The 21,034-nt window shown below is 49.6% G+C and carries 18 protein-coding genes; 2 read left to right on the forward strand and 16 right to left on the reverse strand.

The features are described 5' to 3' along the window. Positions 1-4 precede the first annotated feature (4 nt). The 16 genes from AC0TN7_RS09905 to AC0TN7_RS09980 all read right to left on the reverse strand — a co-directional run bounded on the left by AC0TN7_RS09905 (position 5) and on the right by AC0TN7_RS09980 (position 19,666). The gene (locus AC0TN7_RS09905; protein ID WP_463727084.1) at positions 5-1,186 is read right to left on the reverse strand and encodes a hypothetical protein; all 1,182 of its coding nucleotides are present in this window, start codon (positions 1,184-1,186) and stop codon (positions 5-7) included. Positions 1,187-1,188: 2 nt separating this feature from the next. Further along, complete coding sequence (locus AC0TN7_RS09910; RefSeq protein WP_071994475.1) at positions 1,189-1,446, reverse strand: PAAR domain-containing protein; 258 nt, start codon at positions 1,444-1,446, stop codon at positions 1,189-1,191. A gap of 147 nt (positions 1,447-1,593) precedes the next feature. Beyond that, the gene (locus AC0TN7_RS09915) at positions 1,594-1,989 is read right to left on the reverse strand and encodes a hypothetical protein (protein WP_024907646.1); all 396 of its coding nucleotides are present in this window, start codon (positions 1,987-1,989) and stop codon (positions 1,594-1,596) included. 70 nt (positions 1,990-2,059) lie between these two features. Beyond that, the gene (locus AC0TN7_RS09920) at positions 2,060-3,031 is read right to left on the reverse strand and encodes a formylglycine-generating enzyme family protein (RefSeq protein ID WP_228117548.1); all 972 of its coding nucleotides are present in this window, start codon (positions 3,029-3,031) and stop codon (positions 2,060-2,062) included. After that, on the reverse strand, positions 3,028-3,999 hold the full coding sequence (locus tag AC0TN7_RS09925; RefSeq protein WP_463727083.1) for a formylglycine-generating enzyme family protein: 972 nt from the start codon (positions 3,997-3,999) through the stop codon (positions 3,028-3,030). Before AC0TN7_RS09925 ends, AC0TN7_RS09920 begins: the two co-directional genes overlap by 4 nt. Beyond that, on the reverse strand, positions 3,999-6,311 hold the full coding sequence (locus tag AC0TN7_RS09930; RefSeq protein WP_473702117.1) for a hypothetical protein: 2,313 nt from the start codon (positions 6,309-6,311) through the stop codon (positions 3,999-4,001). Before AC0TN7_RS09930 ends, AC0TN7_RS09925 begins: the two co-directional genes overlap by 1 nt. Before the next feature lie 13 nt (positions 6,312-6,324). Then, a complete protein-coding gene (locus AC0TN7_RS09935) occupies positions 6,325-8,835 on the reverse strand; it encodes a type VI secretion system Vgr family protein (protein WP_024907642.1) in 2,511 nt (836 codons plus the stop codon). A 291-nt stretch (positions 8,836-9,126) separates the two neighbouring features. After that, positions 9,127-9,768: a hypothetical protein gene (locus AC0TN7_RS09940; RefSeq protein ID WP_248165301.1), complete on the reverse strand. Its 642-nt coding sequence runs from the start codon at positions 9,766-9,768 to the stop codon at positions 9,127-9,129. Positions 9,769-9,793: 25 nt separating this feature from the next. Next, on the reverse strand, positions 9,794-12,427 hold the full coding sequence (gene tssH / locus AC0TN7_RS09945; RefSeq protein ID WP_463727082.1) for a type VI secretion system ATPase TssH: 2,634 nt from the start codon (positions 12,425-12,427) through the stop codon (positions 9,794-9,796). Between the two features lie 158 nt (positions 12,428-12,585). Next, a complete protein-coding gene (gene hcp / locus AC0TN7_RS09950) occupies positions 12,586-13,077 on the reverse strand; it encodes a type VI secretion system effector Hcp (protein ID WP_023325816.1) in 492 nt (163 codons plus the stop codon). 4 nt (positions 13,078-13,081) lie between these two features. Next, positions 13,082-14,806 (reverse strand): OmpA family protein, encoded by a 1,725-nt coding sequence (locus AC0TN7_RS09955; RefSeq protein WP_024907639.1) that lies wholly within the window; start codon positions 14,804-14,806, stop codon positions 13,082-13,084. A 3-nt stretch (positions 14,807-14,809) separates the two neighbouring features. Beyond that, complete coding sequence (gene tssL, locus AC0TN7_RS09960) at positions 14,810-15,463, reverse strand: type VI secretion system protein TssL, short form (protein WP_248165305.1); 654 nt, start codon at positions 15,461-15,463, stop codon at positions 14,810-14,812. Next, a complete protein-coding gene (tssK, locus tag AC0TN7_RS09965; RefSeq protein WP_417927646.1) occupies positions 15,460-16,797 on the reverse strand; it encodes a type VI secretion system baseplate subunit TssK in 1,338 nt (445 codons plus the stop codon). The genes tssL and tssK overlap by 4 nt, the downstream gene beginning before the upstream one ends. An 18-nt stretch (positions 16,798-16,815) precedes the next feature. Further along, complete coding sequence (gene tssC / locus AC0TN7_RS09970) at positions 16,816-18,360, reverse strand: type VI secretion system contractile sheath large subunit (protein WP_473702118.1); 1,545 nt, start codon at positions 18,358-18,360, stop codon at positions 16,816-16,818. A gap of 32 nt (positions 18,361-18,392) precedes the next feature. Then, the gene (tssB, locus tag AC0TN7_RS09975; RefSeq protein ID WP_148770420.1) at positions 18,393-18,890 is read right to left on the reverse strand and encodes a type VI secretion system contractile sheath small subunit; all 498 of its coding nucleotides are present in this window, start codon (positions 18,888-18,890) and stop codon (positions 18,393-18,395) included. Between the two features lie 638 nt (positions 18,891-19,528). Continuing rightward, entirely contained in the window at positions 19,529-19,666 is a 138-nt protein-coding gene (locus tag AC0TN7_RS09980; protein ID WP_196761053.1) for a hypothetical protein, read from the reverse strand. Between the two features lie 12 nt (positions 19,667-19,678). Here AC0TN7_RS09980 and lpxP point away from each other — a divergent pair, with 12 nt between their 5' ends. After that, entirely contained in the window at positions 19,679-20,599 is a 921-nt protein-coding gene (gene lpxP, locus AC0TN7_RS09985; protein WP_024907634.1) for a kdo(2)-lipid IV(A) palmitoleoyltransferase, read from the forward strand. 358 nt (positions 20,600-20,957) lie between these two features. Beyond that, on the forward strand, positions 20,958-21,029 hold the full coding sequence (gene ypdK, locus AC0TN7_RS09990; protein WP_099458937.1) for a membrane protein YpdK: 72 nt from the start codon (positions 20,958-20,960) through the stop codon (positions 21,027-21,029). Positions 21,030-21,034 lie beyond the last annotated feature (5 nt).

Below are 21,034 nucleotides of genomic sequence, written 5' to 3' on the forward strand. Positions count from 1 at the left end.
AGCATTATGCAGGGCGGACAATAGCCATTTGGGTAGTACGAGCGCCAACAAGTAACCACTGAGGCAAACCCGAAGTAACAGCATGTTCGCAAGCGCAAATCAGCGTTATATTGCCCACTGCAGCAGCTGGCCTGCCAAAGGCATCATCCAGAACCTGCTCCCCTTTTTTAGCAGTTAAAAATCCCCACTTGTCCATCATCTGAAGAACAATGGACAGTGCATCGTTTTTCACCTGGGCCCGCCAGAAATACCAGGGTAATCCAGAAGTTACTTTTCCCCAATTTGCAGTATCCGCAACACTATTTTCGGCATCTCCCACAACAACTGGGCGGTGTATCCACGCTTGCGGTTTAATATGCAGCCGCTCCATGCACAAAGGAGAAGCCAGCAATAAAGCGGATACCGATTCCGCCTGTCGATCGCGGGCCAGTAGAAATAAATTGATTTCAACGGAAAGGAGCAGCGTATCATCCTGTTTGTCGAGCCACTCATCTACCCACATCAATCCATTGTTTTCGGTACTGATGGTTATGTCGTTAACAGCATGTAATTCAGGAAAAGCTCTTCGCCAGGTAGTGAAAATTTGCTCATCTTTCAACACGCCATCATGATGAAGGCGAACAACGAAGTTACCGGTGAATTTTGCTATCTCTCCGTGTAACTGCTGGCTAACGCGGGTCAGTACCACATCCAGGAAGGACAGATACTCGGCTTCATTACGTACTTTCGATGCCGTATGGAGTGAGGCCGAAGTCAGCGTGGACTGAAGAGATGGATAATAGTTTGTCTGAAGTGCATTTGATCCCTGCAAAAGTGCTGCAGCAAGTTTGTTACTGGCAACAGGCGTGGTATAGCTCATCCCAAGCACTCCAACGGCTTGCTGCCCCAATAAAACTTGTTCATTATGCTGCTTTTGGTGTAAATGATTCCACCACATCACGCGATCTCGTTCGTTCTCATAGTGCCTTAATCTGGCAATATAACCGGCCATTCCCACCGAGAAAGGAATAAGAAGCGAACAAAACCAGAACCAGGCGGAATGCGTACTCAACCCTTTTGGCCAAAAAGAAAGCACCAATAAGGCTCCCGCAATCAGGATAATAACAATCGCTAGAACCCAGCGAGACTTACTCGGAGGAACGGGTAATGGCTCTGCCTTCGGGATCTGTTTAAGATCAACTGGCATAATTAACGTTTTCCGGCAACAAGTAATGAAGAAATGAGCGTACAACCACAGCCGCAGCGATGGCCATGTAATGCAACAGGTCTGCCATTAATTTTTGAACCTTCATCGCCCTCTGCAATAAACGTTTGACCATGCATAGGGCAGGTTACTTTATCCATCAGACAAGCAACCTCTAACCCCATAAATTTCACACCGGAACTTCCTTCAATTACAGTGCCACCGTGAGTCGTTTTATCATTAATTCGAATTACACCCTGCATAATTATTCCTTTAAACCAGATAATACATAGCCCCGAGTAACACCATCGCGATAAAGATAAGCCAGAGAAATATGGAGCGATATTTATCCACCAAGCTTTTTTTGAGTTCCCAACCTGAGCCATTGACAATACTAAATACAGGACTCTTTATATCTGATGAACTAAATTTATAAGAATACTGTTCTCCAATCGCCCCATCTTTTTTATCCCCCAGGATTTTTCAAAACTAAATTCTTTGCGACTACCCCATTGAACTTGTTTTTTTAAACCCACTGCCTCAATGCTTAGTTCAGTTTCGATATCGGTTGATTTTTCTCTGTAACTCACTCTGTTCTTTGCTTCATTAAAAATCAATGTCAGTTTGTATTGCTTCTTCAGGCCATCAACGCCGAATAACTCGATCCATTTCGCATCCACAATCTTCCATGAAGCAACTAGCTTATCTCCTTGCTCAATTACAGAAAACGGAATACCGCCATCCTGATTCAATTCCATAAGTCGACATTTTAATTCCGAAAGAGGAATAACTCGATCACTATTCATATCACCTCCTGTTATTATCGTTATAAATACCTGAAGTGTTTATAAATGAACATTAGTAAAAGTGAGTCAGTCATTCTTTTATTGGGTCAGGTGCATTAACTACACATCGAACCGTAGTGCTAACAGGATAAGGGTTATCTGTAATTCTGAAACCACGGTAAAATGTTAATCCTACATCACCGGTGGGGTCTGGGTTATTACCGCCACGCAATACTTTTCGGTATTGGCCTGTTCGCTCATCCTTAATAACAGGTTTCTCAGGCCCTTGCGGATTTTTTTTGTCGGCTACATTATAATAATTAGGATCATACCAATCCTTCACCCACTCATAACCGTTATCGGCCATGCCATAAAGTCCAAGAGGCGATGGAGGATATGCATTGACGGGAAAATGAACGGATGTGCTATTAATCCCGACCATATCCTCTACAGCCTGGCGATCCACATCCGTAGCATAATTTACTCCCTTCCCATTTTTTTTATTTTCTCGCCACACACCATCATCAGTTGCTACAAGAATATACTGACCACGGCTACGAGCAGAATATTCCCACTGAGCTTCAGTCGGGAGTGAAAAGGGTAAACCAGTTACCCTTCCCAACCAAACACAGTAATTATTGGCTTCAGTCCAATTCACTATGGCTGGACTATTTTTGAAATGATTCATTTCTGCCAATGTAGCATTCTTCCATTTTTTGTCGAATATTTGGGCAGGCAGATTATTAATTTTGAGGTAGAACTTATAGTCCTCATGGGTAACTTTAAATTTACTTATGGAAAAACTGCTCAATTCAATTTCATGAAGTGGTTTAGTATCTTTTTCTGAAGAGCAGTATGGGCCGTCTCCCCTCATTTTCTTGCAGAAATCGCCCATCCAGAAAGTCCCTCCTTTTACATAGACTAAATCCGCTTTAACACGGCTTAGATAGCGCTGAATCTCTGCTTGTTCTTGCGGGGTATGTTTTATTGAGTTCGTTGAATCATCACAACCGCAAATAATAAGAACCAATAAAATACTCCATTGCTTTTTTATATTTTTCAATTTACAGGCTCCGCATTATTAACCACGCATCGGACTGTTGTGCCATCAGGGTAATCACTATCTGGAATATTATAACCGCGGAAAAAAGTCAGACCAACATCGCCAGTAGGATCCGGATGATCTCCTCCGCGCCGCACCTTCCAGTACTGCCCGGTATCCTCATCTTTAACAACAGGTTTTTCTGGCCCCAGAGGATCTTTCCTTGGGGAGTGTTGATAATATTCAGGGTCATACCAATCCTTAACCCATTCATAACCATTATCTGCCATGCCATATAAACCGAATGAAGTTGGTGGATACTTATCAACTGGAAAAAACACAAGCAAACCATTTACCCCAAACCGTTCTTCAACTTTATTTCGGTCTTCATCAGTTGCATAGTTTTCTCCTTCTCCATTTTTCTCATTTTCTCGCCAAACCCCATCATCCGTTGCCACTAAAATATTCCTTCCACGGCTACGTGCGGCATATTCCCATTGGGCTTCAGTGGGGAGGGAAAAGGGTAATCCAGTTTCATATTTCAACCAATTACAGTAGTTATTTGCTTCATTCCAGGTTACTATAGCAGGACTATTATTAAAGTGCGTCATTTCAGCTAATATATCATTCCTCCATTTTTTTTCGAAACGCTTCTCTGGCAAACCTGCCTTTTTTAGATAAAAATTATAGTCTTCATGTGTGATTTTAAATTTACCTATCGAATAACTACTGAGTTCTACTTCATGAAGTGGTTTTGTGTCTTTCTCTGGTGAGCAGTAGGGACCACCATCCCTCATTTTCTTGCAGAAATCGCCCATCCAGAAGGTACCCCCATGGACATAGACTAAATCCGCTTTAACACGGCTTAGATAGCGCTGAATCTCTGCTTTCTCTTGCGGTGTATGCTTTATTGCACTCGCTGAATTATCACAACCACTGACAAAAACCATTAAAATGAGACTATATTTACCCAGACGATTTTTTGACATTATTCATTTCTCTCCCATTTTTGGTTATACTGGGTATCTACAGGCACAAAATGACATAACGAGGAATAAAACGGGTTTTCGTCACAGTGTAAAAAATACTGTTTCGAACAGTTCGGTGAGAATGCATATCCGTAGGCAGGGCTATTTTTCAGGCGACTCATGACTTCATCAAAATCCCTCAGGTTTAACTTATCAATAATAGCCTCGAGTTCTTTATCCCGGTTGAATCCTATCTGTAAGAATATTGCTAAATCTTCCTGAGCTAGCTTGACGATTGCCTCTTCCTTGCCAGGGCGGACGCTTCCATCTTTTGTTATGCGTGTCAACACCTTCTTCCATTCCCGCTTCGTCTGAATGCTGGACAAAATATGTAATACAGCTTTCTTTCTATTTTTATTGGGGTCAGGTAAAAAACCATCCCCCTGATTATTGATATCTATACGGTCATATGCACCGTCACCCATAAGGATATATAGAGCAATACCCTTTGCCTCAGGATAAAATAGATACACACTGCCAGGCTTAGCATTAATCACGTTCGCAAAATCATTACGCTCTGTTGATCTACGCTTGGCATCAGTTAGCTGCGTTGATATTTTATCAATAAAATCATTAAAATCCGACTTTATATCTTCAAATTCAGCAGAAATACTCTTATAATATTCCTCATAAATAGCTCGCCCCCCCATAATCAAAACATAAGATAACGCCATAAACGCTTCTTTAGTAATTATAGTCAAATGCTTATAATCAATGCCATATAACTGATAAATAACCCAGATAGCAAACTCAGGAAACAGTTCAGGCGTAATTTCACCTTCTACCTCGCCTTTCGCACCTGCGCCCAGACAGAGGCTACCTTTAATATGGAATCTGAACTTACCTTTTACGAAACGGACTTTAAATTCACCACTCAAACCTATGCCTAACTCCGCATCGCCCCCAAGAGTTAGCGAAGCGAAATCCTGAAATTCCCCCAGATACGCTCCTTTTTTCTTCTCTGACTGACTAATGGGAGGAAGAATTTCTTTTAGCGCCGGAGAATCCAGCCCAAAGGTATGCAACATATTCGGGAGTTCGTCAACCAGCGAATCGAAAGGCTTTAACCATTGCAAAGCCCCCCCCATGCTACCACCGACTTTTGCGCCACCAAAGGCTTCCCCTTTAAGTTCCAACCCTTTTGGGTTCTCTTTGCTGTCTTTAATTGTTACGCCTTCTTTTTTTCGGGTAGCGAAACGCGAACCAGGCGTTCGGTTTCCCATCAGCAACTGCTTATTACCAAACGTAACAAACTGCAGGTTGCCTTCCGCCTGCGCCGAGGCGCCTACATACCCCCTCAACTCCCCCTCAATCTTTGCTCTCAAAATCCCAATTTTCGCTTCCTTGGTATCACTTACCATAAATTTTAGTTCCCAGCCGACCCGATCTGGAACATAAATAGTTGAATTCACTTTGCCGCAAAAGACGGTCAAAGCCGCTTTCGCCTCGCCTTTAATATGTACATTCCCCGTATCCGGGTTCCAGGTATTCAACGTTGAGGCATTAGCCGTAAGCCTCAAGAATTGCGCGCCAGCAGAAACATCAATATAATTACCGTCTTTACTATATTCTTTATATTGATTATTCCATGCATTAGCCCATTCAGTCAGCGTAGCTTCATAGCTAATATCTCCACTGACCGTCATGGTGTTATCCATCATCTGCTTGATGGCATTTTGTGCAGCAACTAGCTTAGTTTTTAACGCACCGATATTGATTCCGGTAATATTGCCTTTATCATCCTTAGTAAAGATCGCATCACCGCTGAATGTATCAACCGAAAGAATAGTAAATTTGCTTTTAAGCGCGTCATAATCAGACTGTTTTATATAAGAGTAGCAACGTCCAAACATTCCTTTATTTAAGGGTTGAACAGGAATCATCTCAATCACGGGTTTATAACCCGTACTCTCATCAAATTCACCTAGTTCAGCCTGAAGATTTTTCGTTGCTTTGTCGAGAGCAGCTTCAGCCGTAGTGATCTTATCCTCATATCCAGGCAATTTATCTTTATTCGCAATATCTTTCAGATTATTACCATAATCCTCTATTGCCTGAGAATAATTGATCTTGGCCTTATGTTGTTTATCTATTACCTCGCTAAGCTTGCTCATCAGTTTTTCAAGCTCCGCGGCATCGCCCTCATCAATAAAAATTAACTCAAGCGTCTCTATGCGAAAATAACACTGACATGACTTGTGCAGAACAACTTTAACATTTTTTTCGACTTTACTTAAAGAATGTTCCGCAACGGGTGTTCCTTGTTTGTTCACTATCCCCCCCTGATTATTCAAAAAATAATTTGATTGCTTTAGGATCCACACCATAATGGGCCTGTGTATATCCATTCTCATCCGTGACGCCACGAATAACCTGTCCATCCTCTGTCTCGATCCGATAAGGAATGTACGGTTTAGGCTGATTATTAGCCTGATCTTTTATTTGGAATCCACCATTCATAGGATTATGAAACTCGGGATCACTCACCGTCACAGGAGAAAGAGCCTGTTCAAGCGACGCACTTCCCCCCCATAAGATAGACCCGCTTTTGAGATCTATTTTACCGGGAGCTCCGATTTCCACTGCGCCGTCTTTGATTTTTATATAGGCACCACCTTTACTAGTCAGGGTTATTCCCTGAGCCGCGTTCAACACAATCTCACTGCTGACGCTGTTGAGGTTCATTGCTTTGTCAGACTGAAGTCGCATGGCATCGGTTTGCGCCTGAATATCCACTTTGCCTCTTGCGGCGAATATCTTCATCCCCATCTTTTGGGCAAATAAGCTTATGGCTTCACCCGCAGCTACAGTGAGTTTTTTCATTATGCCCATATCCACATTCTCACCTGCAGTTGCAGTCAGCGTATGACCTGCAGAAATCTGGATATTTTTTGGTGTCACAAAACCAATACCGGCAGGCGCTGAAGCCAGTAGTCCAGCCCCTTTTAATTGCGCAAGAACCTTACCAAGCTGTTGTTGAGACCCCGTATCGGCTTCCATTGCTCCGGATGCTTTGGCGCTTTCTGCCAGGGAGGTCACCAGCTGTAGCGCGTCCTGTAACTGTGCAACAGCTGCATTCATATCCAACATTTTTCCCTGCGCTTTGGGTTGATCATCGGCGCTTATGAAAATTCCTTTTCCACCCCGGATACTCACCCAGTCATCCGTTCGCAACTCAGCGCCTTCACCGCGCAATGCCCTTTCTGCATTAACCAGGTGTCCTAAATTAAGCTGCGTCTTACCCCCGTACTCCGTGCTGAGCTTGATATGCTCCTCACCCCGCTTGTCCTCCATCCTCAGCTTGTTCAGGCCGGCTGTGCGGATAACATTGCGCGTGCTGTTGGCCTCAGTGACGTGGTCGACGTGGCGGGAGTCGTGCATGGCATGGGCAATATACGGCCGATCCGGATCGCCTTCATGGAAGGCAATGGCGACTTCAGTACCCTGGATCAACGGGAAGTGGAATCCGTATTTGTCCCCACCATAAGGCTTGGCAAAGCGCACTGGCATGCTTTCCATGCCCTGCTTTTTATCATCACGGTCGGCATCAAACTTCACCCGGTACATGCCGGATGCATCCTGCCAGGCGTAGATGTCGTTATCTTTGGCACTGGTCACACGCGCCATCAGGGTGCCGCTGACCACCGGACGCTTTTTCGCGGCTGGACGCCAGCATCGGTTCTCGTAGTACGGCATCGCTACCCATGTCACTTTCAAGGCATTCTTACGGCTGCCGTAGTAGCCAGTGCGGATAATAACAACACCATTCTCCGTTTCACGGGGTAGTGTCGGCGAGATAGCGGTTTCGGTAATGGTAAGAACCTGCGCCGGGCCCAGGGTGTGGTCCGTACTGCTGCCGGTCACTGTAGTCTGGGCGGACAAAAAACGTTCATGCTCCAGACGAGCCCAGAAGTTACCGGTTTCGGTTGCAGGGGTAATTTTGTCACCCCGCTCGAGGTGACGCGGACGATAGTGATACACATCACCATAAGTGATACCGTCACCGTCGCCCCGGGTCATGTCTGCCGGGACGGACGTCAGAATATTCTGCGCTTCGCGATGGTTATAGTCGCTGGCGGTGACCGAACGTTCCACCACGTTGTGCCAGACGTGGATATCCCACACCGAGTCAACGGCATTGTCATTGGTGCCCGAAGGGCTGTTAAGTGGCAGTTTTTTATCGAATGTCCAGGCGCTCTGCTTATCCGCAAAGTGCACCACTTCAGTCTGGGTATCCGGTTGAAGGGTGAAGAAGTAAAAAATCCCCACCTCAGCCAGCAGACGTTCGATAAACGCGAGGTCACTTTCCTGGTACTGATTTATCTGTTCCCGTTTTGGGTAGGTTTGTTTAAGCTTGAATTCATATTCCCACCCCTTCAAACCATGCTCACCAAGAATTTGCTCTACCACTTCAGGCACTGATTTATTGACGAAGAAACGGTGAGTACGAAACTGCTTATCCAGTAAGGATATAAAAGGTTCCAGAATAATTTCATACGCAACCTGATCGCGTGAACCGGTCAGGCGTCGGAAATTTGTCACCACACCATGAACAATTTTACCGACAACAGAATCTAATAGTTTCCCCACCCCCATGCTCAGGGTAACGGTTTTACTTAACATCATTTCAGCCGTAAGATCCGGATGTGAACTGGTAAAACGAATGGTGTAATGATAGAGAGCACTCATTTGTTCTAAACCATCAAAACGTTCCACATCCAATGGATAAGGGCAGGAAGGAATATCCAGTTTATAGCGATTAAGGATGCCCTCTGTCATTTTAAATGTATTTTCCATTTCTATAATTCCTGTCCTGGGTTAGAATGATATTAAACAGAACCAAACTCAACAAACATTATAAATATTACCTATAATGTTCCCATTCATCATAAATATATTTCAAGGCGAATTTATAAAGTCCATAACCTATGAGAAAGGCTACTATACCTGCCCCACCCAGAATAAAGCGGTAAGGATCGGCTGAAAAAAAGAAACAGTAGAAAGAGTAAACCATACTGATAGTTCCTAGCGTCATCCCGATACTGGCTACGATCCGTGAAACAATGATAAGTATAAAATCTTTTATATTCATAAACCCCCAAAGAAGTATTCGCAGACATTATTAAACTCTTCAGGATTTATCTTTTCAATTTCACAAGCCGTCTCATAAGGCCTAACAATGTCCTCAACAAGATAATAAAAAAGATCAAAATCACCCATACTGTATAATTTCTCATACATTATGGGGTTTCTTTCACGCAAGTACCGCGATGTATAAATAGATCTTGATGCTTCAGCACCAACTCCCAATACACCACCAGCAACAGAACCAGAAAAAAAGGCACCAACTCCTTGAGATATAATCGCCCTTCCGAGGTTACCCCCCGTAAACTGCGAGAACATCATTTTACCTATAACACTACCAGATATATTTCTTGAAAAATATGAAATTTTATGCGTATCTACATGAGAAACAAAATCATCTATAAATGGTTTAATAACCTTATAAATAACCTCATCGTTAAAAGTTACTTTTTTAACCAGTGCTGCTAACCGAAATTTATCATCCTGATTCTCTCTGCGGTGTTCCGTATCTATAAAATCATAGCCAAGATAGGCAAGGCTGACGGGTAAGGAAATAACACCTTTCGCCACAGCACCGATAAACCCAGCCCCATCGATATGAATGGCCTCAAGCATATCTCTGGCAATCTCTTTTGCGCTGTCCATAATTGCTACCCTTTAGATAAACCAGTTAATCAAACGCCAGCACAATCCCTTCTTCGTCATCCCAGCCCAGCGTCAGGCTGTGTGGCTTCTGCTTCGTGGCCATGTGCGTGAGCAGCTGCTGGCTCAGCACCGGCAGAATTTGCTGATTGAGCAGGCTGTCGACGTTGCGTGCGCCGGTGTCCGGCAGCAGGCAGGCTGAGGTCAGCGCGTCATAAAGGCTTTCATCAATGTGCGTGCTCAGGCCGTAGTGTCGATGCAGGCGCTTGCTAACCTGTAACAGCTTCATTTCCACGATGGTACGCATAGCCGCTTCCGCCAGCGGACGGTAAATGACGATCTGGAAGCGGGCCAGCAACGCGGGCTGGAAGTGATCGCGCAGTATCGGACGCAGCAGCTCGTGAAGATCGCCTTCGCTGGCCTCCGGTTGTTCGTCGAGCAGCTGCATCAGGTGGTCGCTGCCAAGATTAGAGGTCATCAGAATAACGGTGTTACGGAAGTCGATTTCACGCCCTTCACCGTCGCGCATAAAGCCGCGGTCAAAGACCTGGTAAAACAGGTTCATCACGTCGCGGTGGGCTTTTTCGACTTCATCGAGCAAAACCACACTGTACGGTCGCTTGCGCACGGCTTCGGTCAGGATCCCCCCCTGGCCATAACCGACGTAGCCCGGCGGCGAGCCCTTTAGCTGGGAAACCGTATGTGGTTCCTGGTATTCAGAGAGGTTAATCGTAATAAGTGACTTCTCGCCGCCGTACATGACATCGGCCAGCGCAAGCACGGTTTCAGTTTTCCCCACGCCGCTCGGCCCCACCAGCAGGAATACGCCCTGCGGGCCATTCTCGGAGGTGAGACCCGCTTTTGCCGCACGCAAACGCCGGGCGATGGCCGCGAGCGCTACATCCTGCCCGACGACACGTTTACCCATTTCATTTTCCAGGATCAGCAGTTCGGTCTGGTCATCTTTCATCAGCGATGACAGCGGAACGCCTGTCCAGTCAGCAATCACGTTGGCAACGGTGCGTACATCCACATCCAGAGAGAGCAGCGGGTTGCTGTGCTGCATGCCGTTCAGTTCCTGCTGCAGCGCGTGCGTCTCGCTTTGACGGGAGATGTCCTGGCGGCTTTCCAGCAGTTGTTCGGAGAGTTTCAATTCCTGCCCGTACTGCGTTTCAAGCTCGTCGAGAGCAACGATGAGAGCGTTCTCTTCCTGCTCAATGACGGTCAGGCGTTCACCATGGCTCTGATTGCCGACAGCAATATCTTCCAGCAGCGCCTGCTTCTCTATTTCAAGTGAGGTAATCTGCGAGCGAATGCAGGTCAGCTGTTCCGGCACCGTGTCGAGGCTCATGCGGACGCGCGCTGCGGCGGTGTCGAGCAGATCAACCGCCTTGTCCGGCAACTGGCGGCCCGTCAGATAGCGGCGGGAAAGCGTAACAGCAGCGCGCACCGCATCGTCGGTAATGTGCACGTGATGGTGCTCGGCGTAACGGGATTTCAAACCACGGAGCATCAGGCAGGCGGTGTCGTCGTCAGGCTCATCGACTTTTACCATCTGGAAACGACGCTCCAGGGCCGCGTCGCGTTCGAAGTACTGCTTGTACTCGCTCCAGGTAGTGGCCGCAATGGTACGCAGTTCGCCACGCGCCAGCGCCGGTTTTAGCAGGTTCGCTGCATCGGCGCCCCCTGCCTGGTTGCCCGCGCCGATGATGGTATGCGCTTCATCAATAAATAGCATGACCGGGGACGGGGATTGCTGCACCGCATCGATAACGTTTTTCAGCCGCTGTTCGAACTCGCCTTTCACGCCTGCACCGGCCTGCAGCAGGCCCAGGTCAAGGGTACGCAGAGTGACCGTTTTCAGTGATTCAGGCACATTACCCTCGGCAATACGCAACGCCAGACCTTCAACCAGTGCGGTTTTCCCCACGCCCGGCTCACCGACCAGAATCGGGTTGTTTTTGCGGCGACGAGAGAGGATATCCACCATCTGGCGGATTTCTGTGTCACGGCCAAACACCGGATCGATCTTCCCTTCCTTCGCTTTGGCGGTGACGTCGAGGGTGAATTTATCCAGCGCGTTCTGCAGCGCAGGACTCAGTTCCCCCTCTTTCATTTCCGCACCAGCCGGACGCCCGACAAACTCCACCTCACCACCATGATTCTGTGCCAGCTCGGCTTCGCGCTGCATTTCCGGACGCTCATCCGATTGCGCATCCAGCAAAGGTCGCAGACGTTCCAGCTGGCTCTGAGCAAGCGTTAACAACGGCCAAAGGCCGTCACAACGTGCCAGTTTTGGTTTTTCCACCAGCGCCATCAGCAGATGGACGCTGCGAATGTGCTCTTCGCCATTGAGCGAGGCCAGTAGCCAGGCTTGCTGCATCAGAGTCTGGATGTCATCAGAGAGCTGGGGCCGATGGCGCACGGAGCGAGGTTGTCTGTCGAGCCAGCCAAGCAAATCCTGCCAGATGCCATCCATATCCCATTCATAGCGACGCGCCAACACCGTCAGGTCACCTTCCCCCTGCTCCAGCAGCTTCAGCAGCCAGTGCTCCGGCAGAATTTCGGCATGCGCACGGGTCTGACAGAGCGAAGCTGCGCCTTCCATCGCTCGGGCACAGTAAGGGTTCAGACGACGTAACAGGATGGCTGGATTTTCCATGAGATTCTCTCTTTGTCGGTTCCTGGACACGCTACCGCCCCTCGCTGTTCACCAAAGCGCATAAGGTCAGGCAGGCAGATTGTTTTTTCTTTGCTGAGTACCCGCATCTCAGGCACTCAGCAAAAAACTGCGGACAGGAAAACCTGCCCGCATCAGGATTACGCCGTGGCGCGTTCGTTCCAGGAATCGGAATGAATGATGTTGCCGTCTTTGTAGGTCCAGGTGATTTTTTCGTAACGCAGTTCAACGCGTTCAAGGTGGTTGTGCTTCTCTTTAGAAGGATCCTTGATGTCATACATTTCAGGATTCACTTTCACTACCTTCACGTTTTCCAGTTTGGTGTTGAAGTACTCCACTTCCTGGCCCGCGTCGTTGATTTTGTACCACTTGAACTCAGCGGATTTCAGGGTCTGACCGGTTGTCACCGCCTTGTACAGATACGGGCTGGAGGAATCGATTTCCTTCGTGAACAGGAACGGCGTGTGGATGCGGGTGCCGGTCAGCTTGCCGGTGTTGTTGTCGGTTGGGATGTACAGGTTATGCTCCTGTGCAACCACTTCGATGCTGCCTTCACGATCCTGAACGTCAACAGACCCTTTGATGTCCGCGCCGCCGTCGTCCTTCAGCCAAAGATAAACAGGAATTGCCATGGAATTACTCTCCATTGTGTAGTGAAGCGCCATCATCCTGCGATGGCGCCGGGTGTTTGCCGGGTATCTGACAGGCGTTCGCCTGCGGTACCAGACTGATTTCGACACGGCGGTTGAGCGCACGCCCTTCCAGGGTGTCGTTGGTTGCGACAGGACGGCTTTCGCCATAGCCCTGCACCGCAAAACAGCTTTCGGGCACGTCGCCGGTGTCACGCATCCAGTTGCGCACCGCTTCGGCGCGTTTCAGAGACAGCGTCTGGTTCAGCTGCGGATTGCCCGTGTTATCGGTATGCCCGGAGACGACAATCAGCCAGCCCGGTTTCGCTTTGATGCCAACCAGTGAATTCACCAGCATCCTGGTGGAACCCGCTTTCAGCACGAACTTGCCGGAATCGAACAGCGACATGCTGTCGAGGCGAATGGTTTTCGGTCCCTGGATGATTTTCTTAATGACTGGTGGAGGCGGTGGCGGAGGTGCCCAGTCGCTGAGAGCGGCCTCAACGAGCGGAACCAGGCGCAGCCCCTGATATAGTCCCAGGCGATAACGTAGTGGTTCCCCACGACGCAGCCAGTCGTCGAGCAACGCACTATCAGCCCGCAGGCGCTGCTGCGCGTGCAGTTTCGGTTCAACAGGCTTACCGCTCAGTTGGTGATACAGTGCAAGATGATCGCCAACGTTACGGATGAGACGCTGATTGTTCATCCAGGACGCCAGCATCGCCAACGCAAGGAAAATGCCCCCGAGTAGCCCGGCATAACCCCAGAATACCTTCCGACGGCTAATACCATGTCGGCGTGGTAACGCCGGCAGAAGCAGTTCAGGTAGCGGCAGTGGCTCTGTGGTCACGGCCGCATCCGGCGGCAGCGCCGTCACAGAGGTAATGTGCTGTTGCCAGAGATTGCCCGCGATACCGTTCACTCGCACCATGCACATGCCCTGCACACAGGGCTTCAACACGGGTAACTCACCCCGCCGTACCGACAACAAGTCATTCACCGCGCTCTTCTGCCAGGCAAGCAGACTGTCCAGCCACAGGATCTGACTCAGACGGGAAAAACGTCCGTCTGACCCAGTATCCCGGGCCCACTCCGTCAGTGACACATTGCCCTGACCAGGCTGATAGACCTGAATACCGCTCCGCTGGCTTACCGTGGTAAACCAGACAGGATCGGCTTCCGCATACGCCGCCGGTGGTGACACCCAGGTTACGGTCCATAATGGAGGGAGCGTGCCGAATGCCGCGCGACACTGGACGACAGCACGCTGCCAGCCCCGAAGAGACTGGGTAAAATCATCGCTGGATATGTGCTGCTCAGGCACAACCGCCAGCATGACCGAGATTTGCGACACCAGAGCCGGGCGCACCAAACTCAGGTGCTGTGCAAAGAGCGGTAGTTGCTCTGCATCCTTTACCCACAGATACCAGCCCTGCCGGGTTTCCCGGTGACGGGTTCCGGACACAAAGAGTGGAGCGTTATCACCACAGACAAAGATAACCGCCCCCTGAAAATCTTCCGGCGGCAGGCTTTCATCCACGATCTCACGAACAGCGGTTGCCCTCGCCAGAGAACCCCGACGCTGGCACCAGAAAATAACTCCGGCCGCCAGAGCAACCAGAAGACCGAGTGCTACACGGCTGCCCGTGGACAGTGGCCAGAATCCCAGAACGAGCCACAGCGCCAGAATGGCACCCAGGGCAGTTAACAGACTTCGGTACATATCCCGCATCGCTTACCCCGGCCTGACGATCTGGCTTACCAGTTCGGTAAGCGAAGACGAAAGGAAGAACCAGAGCGCTGCCAGGGCGACAGCGGCCACAACCCAGCTCAGCCAGTACCAGCGACGGCCGCTGCGCAGACGCGATGCGCGGGCAACAATGGGGGCATCTTGTGCCAATGTGAAGGCGGGCACCCGCTCTGCGAGAGCGCGAACAATATCTTCCCTACGCTCATCATCCTGAGCGCGATACTGTCCCACGAACCCCAGTTGCAGAGCCCGGTACATACAGGTCAGGACGGCGGTATCAGGGGCTGTTTCTTTCAGCAGGTTACGGATCCTTTCCCACAGCTCTTCACCTGCGTTGAGGGTACCAAAGAAGTGTGCCTGCAGCGGGTCACGGCGCCAGGTCAGGTAGCCAGCATCGGTGGTTCCCCGGTTCATCACGCTCTCATCAAGCAGTGCACACAGGGTATACACCATATGGTCACGGCTGATGTCGCTGTAACCAGCCTCAGTGAGCGCCGCTTTCGCCTCTTGCACCAGACGGCAGGCCCTCCGGTATAGCTCTTCCCCGTCACGGACTTCCTGACCGCCCCGTATCTGGCTGGCCATCAGCCAGCCCGGGTAGAAAATACGTTCTATCTGGCTGAGTTCAGATTTATTCATGTACGCAGCACCGCAAAGAGTTCGAGATCAACATCCCCCAGCGAGCGCGGGGTATAGAAGGTGCAACAGCCCATCTCAAGCATGGCGCGAGCCGCCTCACTGCTCAGATCCAGCGAGAAATACTGATTCTCAAGGCGCAACGGGATAGCGGCCGGAACATGCGTCAAAGGCTTAATCAGCATCCCACTCAGCGCTACATTCACCACATCCGAAACATCATCAAAGCTGCCCGCTTTACACAACTGCGGGAATTTCGTCTGAAGCTCATGGTTCGGCATGGAAGAACGTACTGAGAGGTAGAAGTCCGCCCCTTCGCGCAGACGCGCGTCGTGCAGGGCACCTTTCCAGATCTGGTCCTGATGCTCGAGGTGGATTCTTACGACCCGCGACGGCAGGCTCGCTTCAAAGAGCTTGTCCAGCAATGCCAGCAAAGGCGGGAATACCCGTTCCGGTGCATCGTGCTGATAAGCAGGAATGTCCCCGGCGTCATGTTCCAGGGAGAATGTCAGCAGGCTGCCGGCAAGACGAGTCAGTTCGCGGTACAGGAGTTCCGGGTGACGATCGGGCGTCTGCAGAAGTTCCGTTAACACCGGCTCGGCGCTGTTCAGCGCATTCAGCAGCCAGAACAGGGAGACATCCGCGACAGCAAAGTCTGCCATCCGCTCATTGCTTTCACGGCGCATAGCCATCAGGCGACGGCGGCGGGCCTGCAGACGAACCAGCAGGTCACCCAGTTCGGTGGCCAGCGACGGGCTTGCAGAAAGGGAAAGCATCGGCGGAATGAAAGCCGGGTCCCGGCTCCACTGCCCCTGAGCATTACGCACCAGGCGGGTCACCGGACAGGTCAGGTATGCCGTATTTTCCTGGCTGGACAAACGCAGGGTCAGCGCATGACGCAAAATGGCCAACTCCCCGCTTTCATGACCAGCCAGTTCCTGCACCACCACACGTTCGGCTTTCCAGCGACGCGGGCGTTCACTGTCCTGTCCGTTATCGAGGTTGCCACCACTGGCGCTCAGCAGCGGCAATGCGGCAACCACCTCAACAACCTCTGAGCCGTTTGCGGCAGACAAATCACAGACCGGCGGAATATTATCCGCCAGATCCGTATCAACAATCGTGCCATCCAGGAAACGTACGACCAGACGGATGGCATTCAGACGCGAGAGCGCAAGTGCAGCATCATCAAATTCTGCCGCAACCACGCCCCAGGGATGAGAAATACCCATCCGGGCGACCATGCTGGCAACGTGCTCACTCCAGCGGACCTGCTGCTGGAACTGTTGCGGGGCCAGAGTGGCCCCATCCTCCCAAAGTGGGCGGTAAATTTTCATCCCTGATCACCCCTCGCCTTACGATTTCGCTTTCGGCATCTGGGAAACCAGCGACAGGTTGACGTCCATCCCTTCCACCTGGAAGTGCGGGATCGCATACAACTTCACGCGGAAGAAGCCCGGGTTTTCCTCAATATCTTCCACCACCACTTTTGCATCACGCAGCGGATGAGACGCCTGAAGTTCGTCGCCCGGATCGGTCATTTCGGTCACCAGACCGCGGACCCAGGTGTTCAGCTCCAGCTCCAGAAGTCGGCGATCCTTGGTGGTACCGATGTTCTCGCGCTGAATCAGCTTCAGGTAGTGGGCAATACGCGACAGCAGGAAGATGTACGGCAGGCGGGCGTTGATGCGGCTGTTGGCCGTTGCATCTGCGGTATCATACAGCGCCGGTTTCTGGGCGGAGTTGGCTGAGAAGAAGCAGGCATAGTCGCGGTTTTTATAGTAGGACAAAGGAATAAAGCCCAGATTCGCGAACTCGAATTCACGCGTTTCAGGGATCATGACCTCAGACGGGATTTTTACCTGATTGCCGGTACCCAGGTCATACAGATGGATAGGCAGATCCTGAACCGCACCGCCAGCCTGCGGGCCACGGATTTGTACACACCAGCCATTATTGATGAAGCTACGCACCATGTTGGACGCGAAGGCAAACGACGCATTCGTCCACAGGTATTTGTCGTGATCCGGACCTTTGACTTCTTCAACATAGTTGAAGCTGCGAACCGGAACAGTATCCGGGCCATACGGCAAACGTCCCAGTACGCGGGGCATCACCAGACCGATGTAGCGAGCGTCGTCCGTATCGCGGAACGATTTCCACTTGATGTACTCTGCGCGGTCAAAATAGTTACCAATATCTTTAATCGCCGCGACGTCTTCCATGGACTCCTTGAGGAAGAATTTCGGGCCTGCCGAGCCGATGAACGGCATATGCGCAGCCGCGGATACTTTAGAGATGTTGCGCAGCAGAGCGACATCCTGCGCTGAAGCATCGAACTCATAAGCGGAAATCAGCGCCGCAATCGGCTCGCCGCCCGGGGTATCGTATTCATCAATGTAGGCGTGTTTATAGAGACCACTCTGGATAATTTCCGGGCTGTCTTCAAAGTCCTGGCGCAGGTCTTCTTTAGACATGCTCAGAAGCTCAATTTTCACGTTCTGGCGAAAATCCGTTTTATCAACCAGCGACTTCACGCCGCGCCACAGGCTCTCAACCGCCTGAAACTCTTCATGGTGCATAACGGCGTCGAGCTGGCGGCTTATCTGGTAATCGAGCTCAGCGATGTGGTGATCGATCAGGCTTTTATCCAGTTTTTCGACTTTCGAGCCTGCCTTGGTCAGGCATTCCAGAAAGACCTGCATACCTGCGGTCAGACGCTCGTCAGCGGTCGCATCCGACATCGCCTGCGCATCTTGCCAGATATCCAGCGCGCTCAGCTCGGAGACAGGGTTCAGATTGATTTTCTCAAACAGTGAGGCGTATACCCCACCCACACCAGGGCGTTCCAGCACCACGCTTTCCCCGCCAGCAGTATTATTTTGTACAGACATGAGCATTCCTTGATTAATCCGTTAAAACAGCATGATGGTTAAGGTTTTTTTGAAGCCAGTGCGGATAGTTCATTTCGCAACTCAGCACTAAGTGACTGGTCAAGAACGATTTTCTCCAGCTCTTTTCGGAAAGTCTGGTTATCCAGCAGGTTGGCTTTCAGATCGCGGAGCAAGTTGCGCATCGCCAGCATCGCCTTCAGCTGTGGAATTTGTGCTGCCACCTGCTCTGGCGTGAAATCTTTCATGCTCTGGAAAGTCAGCTGAATGTTGTCCTCACCACCATCGTCAGACAGCGTATTTTTAACGGCCAGGTTAACTTTTGGGGAATATTCGGAAAGAACGCTGTCAAAATTATTTTTGGTGATGTTAATCTTTTCGCGCTCAGATATTGTCGCAGATTCCTTCCCATTACTGAAATCACCCGCAACAAGCAATTTCAAGGGTAATTCCATTTTCTTGCTTGCTCCGCCAGTATGCAGGTCAAGCTTCAGGTTAATACGTGCCTTAGGCACCTCATTCTGAAAACTGTCAGCCATCTAATCATCCCTCTTTGTTTTGCTATGCCAACTTCACGGTATCGTTCTTGATGCGCAATAATAGAATAATGATCGGAACAAAATCAAATACACAGATCATTAATCCGAAGCAAGAATTTTCTTAAGAATTTTCCACTAAGACATTATCGTAAATAGGACAACTAAATCAGGAAAAGAAACTGCTCTTTTCGCACAAATCGAATATTTGTATCGCAGAAGGGGTTGTAGCCAGAGAGATGTTTATAAAAACATCTTGTTTTGATTTGCATCACAGCATTACGTCAAAAAGCGCGAAAGAACGACAATATCTTATTGCGGCACGATTAAAAGAAGACAGGAATGGATGAAAGCAGATGACTATTCCATTGATGGTATGAATAACGCTTAAGAATTTTCACGAAGAAAATTCTTATTTATTATGCGGAGGAATAAATAAAGGCGTAAATGTTTAATTTGGCGCAAATCAACTATGCCGTTTTTTTCTTTACGCCTTCCCTCTGAGCGCTAACGCTTTTGCCTTTCGCTCGGCAGGAAAGGCGCTTTCATGCGACTGCCTATAAAATCTGTAAAATCAAGCACCTTCCAAACTGCCGCTTTTTTAATCAAAAACGAGTAATAGCACATATCGTATAACGGTGCTACATTACGCCGCCCGCCCAAATCAGCAGTGGCCAGGCAACGCCGTAAAGTTCGGTAAAGCCTGCAACCATCACCTTGAAGAACGGTCTTATCGGCACGTCGTATCGCAAACCCTGCGCTACCTTTACAGGCTTCACATAGGTTTTACTATTTTGTCTCAATCCAAATTTCAACGCGCGTTTTTACACCCGCGTTACTGGTTTACATGGTTTGGTCTTGGCGTACTCTGGCTGCTGGTTCAACTTCCGTACCCTGTTCTGCGTTTGCTGGGATCGAAACTGGGCAGCGCTTCCCGCGTTTTCCTGAAACGTCGCGAATCCATCGCACGGAAAAATATTGAGCTTTGCTTTCCGCAGTACAATGCCGAAGAGCGCGAGAAGCTCATCGCTGAAAACTTTAAGTCTATCGGCATGGCGCTGCTTGAAACCGGCATGGCCTGGTTCTGGCCGGATGAGCGTGTCCGTAAGTGGTTTGACGTGGAAGGACTGGATAACCTTAAACGCGCGCAGATGCAAAAACGCGGCGTGATGGTCGTCGGCGTTCACTTTATGTCGCTGGAACTGGGTGGCCGCGTGATGGGCCTTTGCCAGCCAATGATGGCGACCTATCGACCCCACAACAGTGCGCTGATGGAGTGGGTCCAGACGCGTGGCCGCATGCGTTCCAATAAGGCGATGATCAGCCGTAATAACCTGCGCGGTATGGTCGGTGCTCTGAAGAAAGGTGAAGCCGTCTGGTTTGCACCCGATCAGGATTATGGACGTAAAGGCAGCAGCTTTGCGCCCTTCTTTGCGGTGAAAGACGTTGCGACGACTAACGGCACCTTTGTCATTTCGCGTCTGTCGGGCGCCTCCATGCTGACCGTAACGATGGTGAGAAAAGCAGATAAGTCAGGCTATCGTCTGCACATCTCCCCTGAAATGGCTAACTATCCGGAAAACGAGTGCGAAGCCGCAGCGTTTATCAATAAAGTCATCGAAACTGAAATCATGCGTGCGCCAGAGCAGTATCTGTGGATGCATCGCCGTTTCAAAACCCGCCCTCTTGGCGAAGCCTCTCTCTATATTTAAGTCTTTCAGGAAGGTTAGTTTCGCTAAGAAACTAACCTTTTCAATCACCTGTCATCCCGTTGAGAAGCCCTCTTTCGTTGCGTCGCCCAAAGTGAATTTATTGCGATGCGAAATCAAACTGTCGCCGTTCCACGACACTCGTAAGTAACGGAAATTATTTAAAAAAATGCCTCTTGTCACCCCTCATTTTTAGGCGTACATTAGCGCCGTCTGGCAACAGGAAAGCACAGAATTCTGAACTGGAGTTAACGGCGTAACGGGAAAATTCTCATTTCCGTTTTGACCGGATTTCAGTTCTCTATAATCAGGTGGACTCTGTTTTTAAATGCGTACCACAAGATACGCGGAGCGATGAAACGTGAAATATTTCTTTATGGGCATTTCGGTGATTGTTTTAGTCTGGGCCGGAACCTTTGCCCTGATGATCTAGTGAAG

Source organism: Enterobacter sp. PL_is511 (assembly GCF_055816065.1).

Excerpts from the sequence above, each read along its gene's own strand:
- tssL (WP_248165305.1), bottom strand. The coding sequence starts at position 15,463 with ATGAATAAATCTGAACTCAGCCAGATAGAACGTATTTTCTACCCGGGC.
- AC0TN7_RS09955 (WP_024907639.1), bottom strand. The coding sequence starts at position 14,806 with ATGCGGGATATGTACCGAAGTCTGTTAACTGCCCTGGGTGCCATTCTG.
- hcp (WP_023325816.1), bottom strand. The coding sequence starts at position 13,077 with ATGGCAATTCCTGTTTATCTTTGGCTGAAGGACGACGGCGGCGCGGAC.
- AC0TN7_RS09915 (WP_024907646.1), bottom strand. The coding sequence starts at position 1,989 with ATGAATAGTGATCGAGTTATTCCTCTTTCGGAATTAAAATGTCGACTT.
- AC0TN7_RS09935 (WP_024907642.1), bottom strand. The coding sequence starts at position 8,835 with ATGGAAAATACATTTAAAATGACAGAGGGCATCCTTAATCGCTATAAA.
- tssH (WP_463727082.1), bottom strand. The coding sequence starts at position 12,427 with ATGGAAAATCCAGCCATCCTGTTACGTCGTCTGAACCCTTACTGTGCC.
- AC0TN7_RS09940 (WP_248165301.1), bottom strand. The coding sequence starts at position 9,768 with ATGGACAGCGCAAAAGAGATTGCCAGAGATATGCTTGAGGCCATTCAT.
- AC0TN7_RS09910 (WP_071994475.1), bottom strand. The coding sequence starts at position 1,446 with ATGCAGGGTGTAATTCGAATTAATGATAAAACGACTCACGGTGGCACT.
- tssB (WP_148770420.1), bottom strand. The coding sequence starts at position 18,890 with ATGGCTGACAGTTTTCAGAATGAGGTGCCTAAGGCACGTATTAACCTG.
- AC0TN7_RS09905 (WP_463727084.1), bottom strand. The coding sequence starts at position 1,186 with ATGCCAGTTGATCTTAAACAGATCCCGAAGGCAGAGCCATTACCCGTT.
- AC0TN7_RS09925 (WP_463727083.1), bottom strand. The coding sequence starts at position 3,999 with ATGTCAAAAAATCGTCTGGGTAAATATAGTCTCATTTTAATGGTTTTT.
- tssK (WP_417927646.1), bottom strand. The coding sequence starts at position 16,797 with ATGAAAATTTACCGCCCACTTTGGGAGGATGGGGCCACTCTGGCCCCG.
- tssC (WP_473702118.1), bottom strand. The coding sequence starts at position 18,360 with ATGCTCATGTCTGTACAAAATAATACTGCTGGCGGGGAAAGCGTGGTG.